The sequence below is a fragment of the Streptomyces sp. NPDC057743 genome, from assembly GCF_042798755.1.
Lineage (GTDB): Bacteria > Actinomycetota > Actinomycetes > Streptomycetales > Streptomycetaceae > Streptomyces.
The window spans coordinates 46,760-60,723 of record NZ_JBHVJX010000006.1 but is presented as its reverse complement, the minus strand read 5'-3'; the positions used below and the strand labels follow the sequence as shown (position 1 = coordinate 60,723).

Annotated in this window: 16 protein-coding genes; 6 read left to right on the top strand and 10 right to left on the bottom strand. The window is 69.8% G+C overall.

The annotated features are described in order from the left end of the window. Window positions 1–28: 28 nt before the first annotated feature. Complete coding sequence (locus tag ACFVFQ_RS08575) at window positions 29–940, bottom strand: menaquinone biosynthetic enzyme MqnA/MqnD family protein (RefSeq protein ID WP_383410985.1); 912 nt, start codon at window positions 938–940, stop codon at window positions 29–31. 249 nt (window positions 941–1,189) lie between these two features. Here ACFVFQ_RS08575 and ACFVFQ_RS08570 point away from each other — a divergent pair, with 249 nt between their 5' ends. The 3 genes from ACFVFQ_RS08570 to ACFVFQ_RS08560 all read left to right on the top strand — a co-directional run bounded on the left by ACFVFQ_RS08570 (window position 1,190) and on the right by ACFVFQ_RS08560 (window position 2,403). Continuing rightward, window positions 1,190–1,393, top strand: a complete 204-nt coding sequence (locus ACFVFQ_RS08570) for a cold-shock protein (protein WP_274914984.1) — start codon at window positions 1,190–1,192, stop codon at window positions 1,391–1,393. Between the two features lie 548 nt (window positions 1,394–1,941). After that, the gene (locus ACFVFQ_RS08565; protein WP_383410981.1) at window positions 1,942–2,079 is read left to right on the top strand and encodes a hypothetical protein; all 138 of its coding nucleotides are present in this window, start codon (window positions 1,942–1,944) and stop codon (window positions 2,077–2,079) included. A gap of 12 nt (window positions 2,080–2,091) precedes the next feature. Further along, the gene (locus tag ACFVFQ_RS08560; protein WP_383410978.1) at window positions 2,092–2,403 is read left to right on the top strand and encodes a hypothetical protein; all 312 of its coding nucleotides are present in this window, start codon (window positions 2,092–2,094) and stop codon (window positions 2,401–2,403) included. A gap of 621 nt (window positions 2,404–3,024) precedes the next feature. On the opposite strand, the gene ACFVFQ_RS08555 is transcribed toward ACFVFQ_RS08560, so the two are convergent. Further along, a complete protein-coding gene (locus tag ACFVFQ_RS08555) occupies window positions 3,025–3,708 on the bottom strand; it encodes a TetR/AcrR family transcriptional regulator (protein WP_383410975.1) in 684 nt (227 codons plus the stop codon). A gap of 235 nt (window positions 3,709–3,943) precedes the next feature. On the opposite strand from ACFVFQ_RS08555, the gene ACFVFQ_RS08550 reads away from it, so the two are divergent. Then, window positions 3,944–4,921: an alpha/beta fold hydrolase gene (locus ACFVFQ_RS08550; protein ID WP_383410972.1), complete on the top strand. Its 978-nt coding sequence runs from the start codon at window positions 3,944–3,946 to the stop codon at window positions 4,919–4,921. Between the two features lie 180 nt (window positions 4,922–5,101). Here ACFVFQ_RS08550 and ACFVFQ_RS08545 read toward each other — a convergent pair whose 3' ends face one another. The 5 genes from ACFVFQ_RS08545 to ACFVFQ_RS08525 form a co-directional block, all read right to left on the bottom strand. Next, the gene (locus ACFVFQ_RS08545; protein WP_383410969.1) at window positions 5,102–6,481 is read right to left on the bottom strand and encodes a dicarboxylate/amino acid:cation symporter; all 1,380 of its coding nucleotides are present in this window, start codon (window positions 6,479–6,481) and stop codon (window positions 5,102–5,104) included. 424 nt (window positions 6,482–6,905) lie between these two features. Further along, window positions 6,906–7,193 carry a DUF4229 domain-containing protein gene (locus ACFVFQ_RS08540; RefSeq protein ID WP_383410966.1) on the bottom strand — a complete coding sequence of 96 codons (288 nt, stop codon included), beginning with the start codon at window positions 7,191–7,193 and terminating at the stop codon, window positions 6,906–6,908. Between the two features lie 97 nt (window positions 7,194–7,290). Further along, a complete protein-coding gene (locus ACFVFQ_RS08535) occupies window positions 7,291–7,815 on the bottom strand; it encodes a GNAT family N-acetyltransferase (RefSeq protein WP_383410963.1) in 525 nt (174 codons plus the stop codon). A gap of 41 nt (window positions 7,816–7,856) precedes the next feature. Continuing rightward, entirely contained in the window at window positions 7,857–9,020 is a 1,164-nt protein-coding gene (gene mqnE / locus ACFVFQ_RS08530; RefSeq protein ID WP_383411515.1) for an aminofutalosine synthase MqnE, read from the bottom strand. 177 nt (window positions 9,021–9,197) lie between these two features. Beyond that, window positions 9,198–9,656: an Lrp/AsnC family transcriptional regulator gene (locus ACFVFQ_RS08525; protein WP_274914976.1), complete on the bottom strand. Its 459-nt coding sequence runs from the start codon at window positions 9,654–9,656 to the stop codon at window positions 9,198–9,200. A 126-nt stretch (window positions 9,657–9,782) separates the two neighbouring features. On the opposite strand from ACFVFQ_RS08525, the gene ACFVFQ_RS08520 reads away from it, so the two are divergent. After that, the gene (locus tag ACFVFQ_RS08520) at window positions 9,783–9,917 is read left to right on the top strand and encodes a hypothetical protein (protein ID WP_383410960.1); all 135 of its coding nucleotides are present in this window, start codon (window positions 9,783–9,785) and stop codon (window positions 9,915–9,917) included. Here ACFVFQ_RS08520 and ACFVFQ_RS08515 read toward each other — a convergent pair. Further along, window positions 9,914–10,633 carry a UbiX family flavin prenyltransferase gene (locus ACFVFQ_RS08515; protein WP_383410957.1) on the bottom strand — a complete coding sequence of 240 codons (720 nt, stop codon included), beginning with the start codon at window positions 10,631–10,633 and terminating at the stop codon, window positions 9,914–9,916. The genes ACFVFQ_RS08520 and ACFVFQ_RS08515 overlap by 4 nt on opposite strands. A gap of 114 nt (window positions 10,634–10,747) precedes the next feature. Between ACFVFQ_RS08515 and ACFVFQ_RS08510 the strand changes: the two genes are divergently transcribed. Continuing rightward, window positions 10,748–11,353, top strand: a complete 606-nt coding sequence (locus tag ACFVFQ_RS08510) for a rhomboid family intramembrane serine protease (RefSeq protein WP_383410953.1) — start codon at window positions 10,748–10,750, stop codon at window positions 11,351–11,353. Between the two features lie 121 nt (window positions 11,354–11,474). On the opposite strand, the gene mqnP is transcribed toward ACFVFQ_RS08510, so the two are convergent. Beyond that, on the bottom strand, window positions 11,475–12,377 hold the full coding sequence (gene mqnP, locus ACFVFQ_RS08505) for a menaquinone biosynthesis prenyltransferase MqnP (RefSeq protein WP_383410951.1): 903 nt from the start codon (window positions 12,375–12,377) through the stop codon (window positions 11,475–11,477). Between the two features lie 100 nt (window positions 12,378–12,477). Further along, window positions 12,478–13,932: a menaquinone biosynthesis decarboxylase gene (locus ACFVFQ_RS08500; protein ID WP_383410948.1), complete on the bottom strand. Its 1,455-nt coding sequence runs from the start codon at window positions 13,930–13,932 to the stop codon at window positions 12,478–12,480. Window positions 13,933–13,964 lie beyond the last annotated feature (32 nt).

Genomic DNA, 13,964 nt, shown 5'->3' with positions numbered 1-13,964 from the left:
GCCGCGCCCCGAGGCGCCCACGGGCCCGCTACGGCCGCGCGCCGGCCCGCTCGGCCGCCAGCAGCTCCACCGCCACATCGGCCGGGAAGCCGGTCGTCGGCCCCACCCGGCGCGCGAACTCGGTGACGCCGCCCAACTGCTCGGGCCCGAACCGGAAGTCCAACGTCGTGAAGTACCGCTCCAGGACTTCCGCGTCGAAGTGCTCCCAACGGGCGGCCTGCTCGGCGACCTTGCCGACCTCCTCCAGCGACAGGTCGCGCGAGGCCAGGAACGCCTCGTGCACCTGGTGGACGACCTCCGGCTCGCGCTCCAGGTAGTCGCGCCGGGCCGCCCAGACCGCGAAGACGAACGGCAGCCCCGTCCAGTCCTTCCACATCTGGCCCAGGTCATGGACGTCCAGGCCCAGCGCGGGCCCGTCGTGCAGGTTGGCGCGGAGCGCGGCGTCGCCGATCAGCACCGCCGCGTCGGCCTCCTGCATCATCAGCCCGAGGTCCGGCGGGCAGGTGAAGTAGTCGGGCCGCACGCCGATCTTCTCGGCGAGCAGCAGCTGCGCCAGCCGGACGGAGGTCCGGGAGGTCGATCCGAGGGCGACCCGGGCGCCGTCCAGTTGCTCCAGCGGCTTCTGCGAAACGATCACGCAGGACATCACCGGCCCGTCGCAGCCGACCGCGAGGTCGGGGAAGGCGACGAGGTCGTCGGCGGCGCGCAGGAATTCGACGAGGGTGATCGGCGCGATGTCGAGCTCCCCGCGGACCAGCCGCTCGCTGAGCTTCTCCGGGGTGTCCTTGGTGAGGTCCAGGTCGAGGAGGGTGCCCGTACGGGCCAGGCCCCAGTAAAGGGGCAGGCAGTTGAGGAACTGGATGTGGCCCACCCGCGGCCGGCTGCGACGGTGGTCGGCGTCGGCTCCCGCGGGTGCGTCTCCGAAGGTTGAATTGTCCACATGCGGAGGCTAGACCCGCGGCTTCCGCCGGCGGACGCCGGGGCCCCGGTGTGGCCTTTCCTTCTCCCCGTCAAACGTGATCTTTGGCTCTTCCACCTTCGGAGCGCACCATGCTAGGCTCAGGCCAAGTTGCAGTTTGGTTTCCCTTGCAGTACAGAGCCTGCGGAGCATGTGACCGCAGGCTTTTGTAGTTTTCAGACTTCTTTGCAGGTTCTGGAGCAGGGCAACCCTTTGGCCCAAGGAGGGCTCATGGCTACCGGAACCGTCAAGTGGTTCAACGCTGAAAAGGGCTTCGGCTTCATCGCCCAGGACGGCGGCGGCCCGGACGTCTTCGTCCACTACTCGGCGATCAACGCCACCGGTTTCCGCTCCCTGGAGGAGAACCAGCAGGTCACCTTCGACGTGACCCAGGGCCCGAAGGGCCCGCAGGCGGAGAACGTCTCCCCGGCCTGAGCTAACCGCTCCGGCTTCTCTCCTACAAGTCGATAAGTAGTACCCAAGGAGCCCCACTCCGCTTCGGCGGAGAGTGGGGCTCCTGCCTTTTGTACAGCCTTTCGTAGCCACACCACCCCTCGCACCGAAAATGAATACCGCGTGAATATTGGGCGCCCAGCGCCCCCGACCGGCGCACCGACGGCACCATCCGCCACCCGGCGCCGCCCCCCCCTCCCTCACCCCACCACCCCGGCCTCACCATCGATCTCCCTCACCGGGAACGGAACGGAGAATTCCCCTCCCCGAGAACCCTCCGGAAATGCTCCGCCCCAACAAGTCCGGATTGTGGATTTCCAAGATTCCCGGACCGGAAAATCACCCCCATTCCCACCCCCGAACCACCCCACCACCGCCCTGGCCTGCACCCTCCCCGCCCCAAGCGTCCCGATCCCCAAATTCGACCAGTCCCGGAAAAACCGGACCTACTCACGCCCCCGCACCCACTCCTTCACCACGATCACGGAAAGTGGTCACGCGGCCACATGACAAGTCCTACCGTGGGCAGAATGAGCGAGAGCATGCCCCCGCAGAAACCCTGTCCGGACTGCGGCGGCGCGGGCACCGTCGAGTGGGAAACCCCCGGCGGCCACAAGGTCATCACGCAGTGCTCCGGCTGCGCCGGCACCGGAACCGTCCTGGCATAGAGGAGGGAGGCCATGGCGGCCTTCAGCAGAAACGGCAAGCCGGTCGGCCTGGACGCCCAGTACGTCGGCAGGCTCCCGTGCGCCGCCTGCGGATTGCGCCCAATGAAACTGCCCGGCCGGGAGGGCGGCGTGTGCATTCCCTGCTACGCGGAAGAACGGGCGGCGGCGGGCCGACGGGCCGCATCGGCCGGCGCATGGGTCGCGGCCAGCTTCGTCGGCGACCCGTGCCTGGCCTGCGGTTCCCGCTCCGTGGACGCCAACGGATGGGCGTTCTGGTGCAACTCCTGCCACATGCAGACAGCGGTGGCGCTGCCCCCTCGTTAAGAACCCGTCAGAAAGCAGACCCCGTGCCACCTCCCCCACAGAGGTGACACGGGGGTTCCAGTTTGACGCGCGAAGGCCCCCGGCTCCAGAGCCAGGGCACCCCCTTTCGTAAACGCGCCCCATCTCACAGCCGCCCACGGCCAGCGGCCACAGCTCCGAACCGAAAACCGGCACACCGAGACCGTCGCCCCACCGCCAGAGATCCGACAAACCACGCACGCAGACGCCCAGCAGCCCGACCGACCCCACCCGCAGAAGGCCGGCAACGGCCCAAGCCGAAAACCGGCAGCCCAACCGGGCCCACCGGCGGAAAGTCGGCAACGGCGCATGCAGAGAGCCAGCAACCCGGCCGACCCACCGGCGGAAAGTCGGCGACGGCGTAGGCCGGAGGGGATGTCCCGGGGTGCGCCCGCAGGATCTGGAGCAAAGCCCCGGGTATTCGTCAGCTGACTGACCAGAGGCGCCCGCACCGAGGACGTACCCCGGGACAGCCCCTCCGGCCCCCACCCACAACGAGAACCCGCGAAGCGCAAGCCCCCACCGGACAGAACCCACAAACGAGCGGAACCCGTAAAGCACCCGCGCCCACCCGGCGGCACCCGCCCCCAGAGACCACCCCCCTCACCCCCCAGCGGCCCACCGCCCACCCGCCATCAGCCGCCCCAACCCCACCCACGCGAAGTTCATCAGCGTCGCCGCCGCCTCCTCGGCCGTCGGCGGCTCGCACTCGCCCGAGTAACCGAACGCCGAAGTCACGTCGGCCGTACGGCCGTTGGCCCACTCCGCGAGCGATTCCGCGGCGCCGACGAGGGCGTGCGCCAGGCCCGCCACCTCACGGTCGGCCAACTCCCCCACGCACCCCGCCTCCTTCGCGGCGGCCGCGATCAGCCCGGTCACGAACCGCACGATCTCCGCCCGCGTCGCGGCCACCTCGACCGCGAACGGCTCCCCGTGCGTCCGCGCCTGCTGGTGCAACACCGCCCAGCCGTCCGGGTGTTCGGCGGTGTGTGCGAAGAAGCCGGCCAGCCCGCTCCAGAGTTGCTGGTCGGCGGCGGCCCCCGGCTCCACGGCCGCGGTCACGGCCGCCACCAGGGCGGCCGACTCACGCCGGATGACGGCGCTGAACAGGTCTTCCTTGGAATTGAGGTAGAGATAGACCAACGGCTTGGAGACGCCGGCGAGTTCGGCTATCTCGTCCATGGAGGCCGCCCGGTACCCCCGCCGGGCGAACGTCCGCACCGCGGCGTCCATCATCTGCTGCTCCCGTATGGCCCGCGGCACCCGCTTGCTCTTGGCAGCTCCCACCCTGAAGCCCCTCCATCGTCCCGCCCCCTTTACGGCATTTACCGCCGAGTGAGTTTACGATCTTCGATTTCCACACCCCGTCCGGTTGACACGATGTGGACACAACGAGACGATACGGTTCGTCGCGCATGCACAGAACGCGACTCCCCCAGCCACAGGGCCCACCCCGCACGGCCCGCACGCCCCGGCCCACGCACGGCAGTCCGCGCGCAGCGGCCCACACCCGGAGGTCCCCATGCCGCAGCCGCCACACCAGCCACACCCGCAGCCCCGCCGCGATCAAACGACGGCGAAAACCAAACAACAACGCACCGAGGAACGCTTCATCGACGCCGCCCCCGGCATCCGGCTCTGGACCGAACAGCGCGGCCCCGCCGACGCGCCCCCGCTGCTGCTGGTCATGGGCGCCCAGGCCACCGGCGTCGGCTGGCCGGAGCCCCTGGTGGACGCGTTGGCCGCACACCACCGGGTGATCCGTTACGACCACCGGGACACCGGCCGCTCCACCTGGTCGTTCGAGGAACGGCCGTACCGGATCACGGACCTCGCGGCCGACGTGGTCGCCGTACTGGACGGGCTCGGCATCGAGCGGGCCCACCTCGTCGGGATGTCGCTGGGCGGCATGCTCGTCCAGATGGTGCTCGCCGACCATCCGGAACGCGTGCTCAGCGCCACCCTGATCGGCACCTGCGCGCTCAGCACCGCCCCGTACACCCGGCCCGACGGCGGCACCGTCCCGGTGGCGGAGCTGCCGGGCATCGCCCCGGAGGTGCGCCAGCTGTGGGCGCTCCCGGTGGTGGACCAGGGCGAGGAGGCCGAGATCGCGCGCCGGATCACACACTGGCGGGCGCTCGCCGGTGACCAACTGCCCTTCGACGAGGGCTACTTCCACGCGCTGGAGCGCCGGGTCATCGCACACACCGGGCACTACCACGTCGGCACCGCCCACGGTCGCGCCGACGACGGCGGGATGCTCCGCACCGACGCGCTGGCGCGGAACGCGGTGCCGGTGCTGGCGGTCTCCGCGCCGGCCGAGCCGGTGTTCCCGCCGCCGCACCCGCAGCACCTCGCGCAGGTGATCGGGAACGCCTCGGTGGTGGAGATCCCGGGGATGGGACATGCCCTGCCACCGGAGACCCACCGCCCGCTGACGGACGCGATCGTGGCCCACACGACCGCGACCCGCACGGGGGCGCAACGGGGCCCGCAGTAAGCACTCGCGCAGTAAGCGCTGGGGCACAACCGGGCCACAGCAAAGCCCCGTTGCGCCATAAGCCCCAGAGCCCCGTAGCCCCACCGGACGCCGCAGCGCCCCCACGGCCCGTAAGGAGAACGGGCCGCAGGGGCGCTGCGGTGAACTGCGGTGCAAGGGCGGGTGCGGGCCCGCCGCCGGTCAGGCCGCGGCCACCGCCGGCTCCCGCTCCTCGACCGCTCCGGAGCCGGCCACCGCATCGGCGTCGGCATCGGCGTCGGCGATGTTCACGCTGGTGGCGCGGGCGTAGGCGTCACGGTCCAGGATCTTCTCGCGGGCCGAGACCACGATCGGGATGACCGACTGGCCGGCCACGTTGGTGGCGGTCCGCATCATGTCCAGGATCGGGTCGATGGCCACCAGCAGGCCGACGCCCTCCAGGGGGAGGCCCAGCGTCGAGAGGGTCAGGGTCAGCATGACCGTCGCGCCGGTGAGGCCGGCGGTGGCGGCGGAGCCGATGACCGAGACGAAGGCGATCAGGACGTAGTCGGCGATGCTCAGGTGGACGTTGAAGATCTGGGCGATGAAGATCGCGGCGATCGCCGGGTAGATGGAGGCGCAGCCGTCCATCTTGGTCGTCGAGCCGAACGGCACCGCGAAGGAGGCGTACTCCTTGGGCACGCCGAGGCGCTCGGTGACCTTCTGGGTGACCGGCATGGTGCCGACCGAGGAGCGGGAGACGAACGCCAGCTGGATGGCGGGCCAGGCGCCGCGGAAGAACTGCACCGGGTTGACCTTGGCGACGGACGACAGCAGCAGCGGGTAGACGACGAAGAGGACCAGCGCGCAGCCGACGTAGATGTCGACGGTGAAGGTCGCGTACTTGCCGATGAGGTTCCAGCCGTAGGTGGCGATGGCGTGGCCGATGAGGCCGACGGTGCCGATCGGGGCGAGCCGGATGACCCACCACAGCGCCTTCTGGAGCAGCTCCAGGGCGGAGCGGCTGATCTTGAGGACCGGCTCGGCCTTCTCCCCGATCTGCAGCGCGGCGATGCCGGCGACGGCCGCGATGAAGACGATCTGCATGACGTTGAGCTGGGTGAACGGCGTGATGACGTCGGTGGGGACGATGCCGGTGAGGAAGTCGATCCAGGAGCCGCTGTGCTGGGGGAGCTTGCCGTCCTTGGGGGTCAGGCCGGTGCCCGCGCCGGGGTTCGTCAGCAGGCCGATGGCCAGGCCGATCGCCACCGCGATCAGCGAGGTGACCATGAACCACAGCAGGGTGCGGGTGGCCAGCCGGGCGGCGTTGTTGACCTGCCGCAGGTTGGTGATCGAGACCAGGATCGCGAAGAAGACCAGGGGGGCGACGGCCAGCTTCAGCAGCTGGATGAAGAGGTCGCCGATGTGCTGCAGGGTGGAGCCGAGCCAGCCGATGTCACCGCTCTTGGTGACCCAGCCGAGCAGCACGCCGAGGACGAGGCCGGTCAGGATCTGCACCCAGAACGGGATCTTGGGTATTCGGGAGGTCTTCGGGGTCTGGGGCGCCTTCGCGGGCGCAGGGGTCTGGGCAGACGTGGACAACGGACACACTCCGGTGACGGGAAGACGTGGGACGCGGGGCGTTAAGGAACGGCGTGCGAGAGCGCCAGGAGGTCCGTACGCAGGATCTCCGGCCGCTGGGGGCATGTCAGCGGCGGCAACAGGCCGCGGACATGCAGCGGCAAAGATCGACGTGCAGGCGCCCCACGAGCGGGACGCTCATGGGATTCGAGGGCGCGGCTGCTGTCTTCATGACAAGCACGTTAACACTTGAACTTTGAGGAACCCAAAGAAAATCTTTGGGTTGCGGACAAGAGCTGACGCAGCACCATGGAGCGGGTGAAAGGACGCAAAACGGCGCCCGGTCCGGGGAGTTGGGACTCCGCGGACCGGGCGCCGTACGTGAGTGGGGGAGGGACCGCGCGCCGACGTGACGCGTCTTACAGTCCGGGGCGGGGACGGGGCCTTAGAGGCTGTCCTCCATGCGCTGGTTGGCGGCGAGCCGCTCCTTCTGGCGGTCCACCCTGGCCACGATCTGCTCGGACATCGCGTCCCGCTGCTTGCGCAGCAGCACGAAGCTGAGCGGCGCGGAGATGACGATGGCGAGCAGCAACAGCCAGATCGTGTTGGAGTTGCCGACGCCGAGCGGGATGATCCGGAAGTAGGCCAGCACCCATACCGCGGCGAAGCAGACGACGAACAGGCCGATGCGAAGGGCGGTGTAGCGGAGCGTGGCGAACTTGGAGCTACTCACGGTCGGGACCTTCTTCTCAACGGCAACCGAAAGGGTCTGCCGTCCAGTCAAGCACAGCACCCCGGGCGATCTTCCGGGCCCCCGGCCCGCGGGCGCATCAGCCCAGGTCGAGCCACATCGTGACGTCGTCGCGGAGGTCGTCGTCGGCGAGCTTGATCGCGCGCGGGGCGCGGCCGATCTCGCGGTAGCCGCAGGAGGCGTAGAAGCGGTCCAGGCCGGTGCCGCCGCGGCAGGTGAGCCGGAGGCCGATGATGCCGTCGGTGCCGCGGGCGGCGTCGGCGACCGTGGCCATCAGCGCGCGGCCGGTGCCCTTGCCCTGGAGGTCGGGGTGGACCATGACGGTGGAGACCCACAGCCAGTGGGTGTACATCCAGTGCCAGTTGGTGGTGAGGAACGCGGTGGCCACGACGCGGCCGCCGGCGTCCCGGCCGAGGAACAGCCGCGCGCTGCCCTCGGCGAGCGCCGTGAGGTGACGCAGGAGGTGGGAGCGGACGTCCTGCGGGGTGACGGGCGGAACGAAGCCGACCGCGCCGCCCGCGTTGGAGACGTCCGCCCACAACTGGCAGATCCCGTCCCGGACTTCCGGGGTGACGGCGGGGTCCGGCTCGAAGCACACGCTCATGGGGCGGACCCTACCGGGGCCCCGCGGGGCCCCGGCCGGCGTCAGAGCCGCATCGGCTGCGGGGACTCGCGGCGCTCCGGGTCCGGGCCCGGGTACTCGCGGATGGTCTCGTAGCGGGTGTTGCGCTCGACGGGGCGGAAGCCGGCGTCGCGGATCAGGTCCAGCAGGTCGTCGCGGGTGAGCTTGTTCGGGGTGCCGTAGTTGTCCGCGTCGTGGGTGATCTTGTACTCGACGACCGAGCCGTCCATGTCGTCGGCGCCGTGCTGGAGGGCGAGTTGGGCGGTCTGCACGCCGTGCATCACCCAGAAGACCTTGACGTGCGGGACGTTGTCGAAGAGGAGCCGGGAGACCGCGAAGGTCTTCAGGGCCTCGGCGCCGCTGGCCATCGTGGTCCGCGCCTGGAGCTTGTTGCGGACCTTGCCGTCCTTCATGTCCACGAAGTCGTGCTGGTAGCGCAGCGGGATGAAGACCTGGAAGCCGCCGGTCTCGTCCTGGAGCTCGCGCAGCCGCAGGACGTGGTCCACGCGGTGGCGGGGCTCCTCGATGTGCCCGTAGAGCATGGTGGCCGGGGTCTTCAGGCCCTTCTCGTGGGCGAGGCGGTGGATCCGCGACCAGTCCTCCCAGTGGGTGGCGTGGTCGACGATGTGCTGACGGACCTCCCAGTCGAAGATCTCGGCGCCGCCGCCGGTCAGCGACTCCAGCCCGGCGTCGATCAGCTCGTCGAGGATCTCGGAGGCGGACATGCCGGAGATGGTCTCGAAGTGGTGGATCTCGGTGGCGGTGAACGCCTTGAGGGAGACGTTCGGCAGCGCCTTCTTCAACTCCCGCAGCGAGCGCGGGTAGTAGCGCCACGGCAGGGTCGGGTGCAGGCCGTTGACGATGTGCAGCTCGGTGAGGTTCTCGTTCTCCATCGCCTTGGCGAGGCGGACGGCCTCCTCGATGCGCATCGTGTACGCGTCCTTCTCGCCCGGCTTGCGCTGGAACGAGCAGTACGCGCAGGACGCGGTGCACACGTTGGTCATGTTGAGGTGGCGGTTGACGTTGAAGTGGACGGCGTCGCCGTTCTTCCGGGTCCGCACCTCGTGGGCGAGGCCACCCAGCCACGCCAGGTCGTCGGACTCGTACAGAGCGATCCCGTCCTCGCGGGTCAGTCGCTCCCCGGCGTGGACCTTCTCCTCCAGCTCGCGCTTGAGGCCCGCATCCATCGACGCCGCCATCGGGTCGCCTCCCACCATCTCTGTGTGTCACCGGCCGTTCCACCCGGAACGTCGGCCATTCCTGCGAAAAACGGGCTTCGCCGAGCCTACTCCCCCGCTTCCGCGGCGGACGGAGGCCCCTTGGGCGCCGCCCTGGGCCCCCGTCCGCCGGCGGTGTGCGCCGGTTCAGCCGACCTCTTCGGGGAGCTCGCCGACGCGGTTCTCCCACTTGGTGGAGAGCACGATCGTGGTCCGCGTGCGGGAGACGCCCTTGGTGCCGGACAGTCGACGGATGGTGCGCTCCAGCCCGTCCACGTCGCCGACCCGGACCTTGAGCATGTAGGAGTCGTCGCCGGCGATGAACCAGCAGTCCTCGATCTCGGCGAGGTCCTTGAGCCGGCGGGCGACGTCCTCGTGGTCGGCGGCGTCCGAGAGGGAGATGCCGACCAGGGCCGTGACGCCCAGTCCGAGCGAGGCGGCGTCGACCGTCGCGCGGTACCCGGTGATCACTCCGGCCGCTTCGAGGCGGTTGATCCGGTCCGTGACGCTGGGGCCGGAGAGGCCGACGAGCCGGCCGAGTTCCGCGTAGGAGGCCCTGCCGTTCTCGCGAAGTGCCTGAATGAGCTGCCTATCCACCGCGTCCATGCCCTCAAGCCTTCCAATCTTTCCGCGTTCCTGCGTTTTGCATGTAGAATCTAAGGCATACAGGGGTCCTAGCCCTGTGATTCATTTAGAACGATCAAGGACGATCTTTCAACAGGAGTTGTCACCGTGTACTCGATCGAGATGGCCTACGCCCGCATGCGCGAGCTGCAGGACCAGGCCAATCGTTCTCGTGCCGCCCAGCAGCCCACTACCCCGCGGGCCCGGCGCCGCTTCGGCCGCGCCGCCACCAAGAAGCGCTAACGAGCTTCGGGGGCCTCCCCCTTGGAGCCGCCCCCCAGCTCCCCTTCCCACCGCCGGTACAGCCCGTGCGGCACCTGTGCCGCATCGAGCACCCGGCCCGCGACGAAGTCCACCAGATCCTGGATGTGCGTCGCACCCGCGTAGAACGCCGGAGAGGCGGGCAGCACCACGGCGCCCGCCTCGTCCAGCGCCACCAAGTGCTTGAGCGTCGGCCCGTTCAACGGGGTCTCCCGCACCGCGACGACCAACGGCCGCCGCTCCTTGAGCGTCACGCTCGCCACCCGCTGGAGCAGGTCCTTCGACAGCCCCAGCGCCACCCCGGCCACGCACGCCGTGCTCGCCGGGACGATCAACATCCCCCGCACCGGATACGAACCCGACGACGGGCCAGCCGCCAGGTCCCCGGCCGGCCAGTGCCGCACCCGCGCCAGCATCTCGTCGGTCACCCGGAAGGTGTCCGGCTTGCCGTCCGCACCACGCGCCAGCCACTCCCGAAGGTCGCTGCGCCAGTGCGCGTCCCGGAAGGCGATGCCGGTCTCGTCCAGCAGCGTCAACCGCGACGCCCGACTGACGATCAGGTCCACCGCCTCCCCTGCGGCGAGCAACCCGCGCAGCACGGACGCGGCGTACGGCGTCCCGGACGCGCCGGAGATTCCCACGACCCACGGGCGACGGCCCGGGGCCTGCTTGCTGGTGTTGTTGTGCGGCGGCTCCACGGATCGAGCCTATCCGGCGGAACCACCGGCACCGTCACGACCGTTACTACCTGTGCGCCGCTACGACGTCACCGGGCGCGCGAGAGTCGACGACGAAGACGAAGGGGGCGGGCGATGACACCGCGGACCGCAGGGGCCAGGCCCGCGCTGCTGCTGATGGTCGGTTGGGTCGGGCTGCTCTGGGTCCTGGAGGGCATCGACACCCTCAGCGGCAACGCCCTCGACGCCTTCGGCATCCAGCCCCGCGATCCGGCCGAGCTGGTCGACGTGGTGCCCGCCGCCTTCCTGCACTTCGGCTTCGAGCATCTGGCGGCCAACACCCTGCCGTTGCTGGTGCTCGGCTTCGTCGCCGCGCTGCGCAGCGGCATCCGCCGGTTCCTCGCCGCGGCCCTGCTGATCATCGTCGTCAGCGGCCTGGGCGTGTGGTTGACCGCCCCGGCGCACAGCAACACCGCGGGCGCCTCCGGGGTGGTCTTCGGGCTCTTCGGCTATCTGCTGGTGCGCGGCTTCATCGAGCGCAAGCCGCTGGACATCGCGATCGGGGTGGGCGTCGGCCTGCTCTACGGCTCGATCCTGTGGGGCGCGCTGCCCACCACCAGCGGGATCAGCTGGCAGGGCCATCTGTTCGGGCTGATCGGCGGGGTGCTGGCGGCGTGCGTGCTGCGGGACCGGGGGCGGGTGGTGCCGGCGGCCGGCACCGTCGTCAGACCCGTCCCGTAGTCGAAGGGCTGAGCGCTCGGCGAGGGCTGAGCGGCAAACCACAGCGCCCCGGCGCCGCGACTTCACGGTGCCAGGGCGTTGGGGCCTTACGACGTCAAGTGTCGTTACGGCGCTGGGTCGTTCACGGCGTCAGTCCGCGGACGAACAGGTCGAGCAGCGCGCAGACGAACAGCGCGATCCCGATGAAGCTGTTGACCTGGAAGAACGCCCGGTTGAGGCGGGAGGTGTCGTGCGGGCGCACGATCGCGTGCTCGTAGCAGAAGGCCACCGCCACGATCACCAGCCCGATCCAGAAGAAGAGGCCGGCGCCGATCACGACGCCGTACCACGCCAGCAGCGCGGTGGTGACGGCGTGGCACCAGCGGGCGCCCCAGAGCGCGCCCGGCACGCCGAAGCGGGCCGGCACGGACTTCACGCCGTTCTCGCGGTCCGCCTCGACGTCCTGGCAGGCGTAGATCAGGTCGAAGCCGCCGATCCAGATGCCGACCGCGAGGCCGAGGATCACCGACTCCCAGGACCAGGAACCGGTGACCGCCAGCCAGGCGCCGACCGGGGCCATCGCCTGGGCGAGGCCGAGGATCGCGTGCGGGAAGTTGGTGAAGCGCTTGCCGTAGGGATAGACCACCATCGGCACCACGGCGATCGGCGCCAGCGCCAGGCACAGCGGGTTGAGCAGCGCCGCCGCGCCCAGGAAGACCACCACGGCGATCAGCGCGCCGGTCCAGGCGGACTTCACCGAGACCGCGCCGGTGACCAGTTCACGCCCGGCCGTGCGCGGGTTACGGGCGTCGATCTCCCGGTCGATGATGCGGTTGACGGCCATCGCGAAGGTGCGCAGGCCGACCATGGCGACGGTGACGAGCAACAGCCGTAGCCAGTGGACGTGTTGGTCCAGCCGCTGCATCGCGGTGAACGCGGCGATATAGGCGAAGGGCAGCGCGAAGACCGAGTGCTCGATGACGACGAGCCGCAGGAAGGCCCTGGTCTTGCCCGTTTGCGGTACCGCGGCGGCAGAAACACTCATGCGGAGACCTCGCTGCACTCGGCCCCGTACACGCGCGGCACGCACCTCTTGACGGTTCTCCCCCAACCTTCGGCCGGGGGTGCCCCCCTGCGAGGCTCGCTCACAGCCCGTACTCCTTCCAACGCTTCGTGACCCGCTCGGCGATCGCCGGGTCCGACTCGACCATGTCCGGCCAGCCCCCGTCGCGGGTGTAGCCCTCCTCGGGCCACTTCTTGGTGGCGTCGATGCCCGCCTTGCCGCCCCAGAACTGCTGGTAGGAGGCGTGGTCGAGGTGATCGACCGGGCCCTCGACGACGGTCAGGTCGCGGGCGTAGTCGGTGTTGCCCAGCGCCCGCCAGGAGACCTCGTGGAGGTTGTGCACATCGCAGTCGGCGTCCACCACCACGATCAGCTTGGTCAGCGACATCATGTGGGCGCCCCAGATGGCGTGCATCACCTTCTGGGCGTGCTTGGGGTACTTCTTGTCGATCGAGACGATCGCGCAGTTGTGGAAGCCGCCGGACTCGGGGAGGTGGTAGTCGACGATGTCCGGGACGATGATCTTGAGGAGCGGGAGGAAGAACCGCTCGGTGGCCCGGCCCAGCGGACCGTCCTCGGTCGGCGGCCGGCCCACCACGATCGACTGGAGCAGCGGCCGGCGGCGCATCGTGACGCAGTCGATCTTCAGCGCGGGGAACGGCTCCTGCGGCGTGTAGAAGCCGGTGTGGTCGCCGAACGGGCCCTCCGGCAGCATCTCGCCGGGCTCCAGCCACCCCTCGATGACGACCTCGGCGTTGGCCGGGACCTGGAGCGGGACCGTCTTGCAGTCCACCATCTCGATCCGCTTGCCCTGGAGGAAGCCGGCGAAGAGGTACTCGTCGATGTCGCCGGGCAGCGGGGCGGTGGAGGCGTAGGTCACCGCCGGCGGGCAGCCGAAGGCGATCGCGACCGGCAGCCGCTCGCCGCGCTTGGCGGCGACCTGGTAGTGGTTGCGGCTGTCCTTGTGGATCTGCCAGTGCATCCCGATGGTGCGCTTGTCGTGGCGCTGGAGGCGGTAGAGACCGAGGTTGCGGACGCCGGTCTCGGGGTGCTTGGTGTGGGTCAGCCCGAGGTTGAAGAAGGAGCCGCCGTCCTTGGGCCAGGTGAACAGCGCCGGCAGCTTCTCCAGGTCGACGTCGTCGCCGGTGAGCTGGACCTCCTGGACGGGCGCCTCGCCCTTGACCTTCTTCGGGGGGACGTGCGTCATGTTCGCCAGCTTGCCGAACGCCTCGCGCACGCCCACGAAGCCGTGCGGCAGTTCGGGCTTGAGCAGCCCGCCGATCTTCTCGCTGATCTGCTCGTAGTCACTCAGGCCGAGCGCCTTGAGGAGCCGGCGGTCGGTGCCGTAGACGTTCATGGCCAGCGGCATCGCCGAGCCCTTGACGTTCTCGAAGAGCAGCGCCGGACCGCCGGCCTTCTGCACCCGGTCCACGATCTCGCCGACCTCCAGATACGGGTCGACCTCGGCCTTGATGCGTGTGAGGTCGCCCTCGCGCTCCAGGGCCCGCAGCAGGGAGCGAAGATCGTCGTAAGCCATGCGTTCCAGTATCCGGTACGCACTACCCTGTA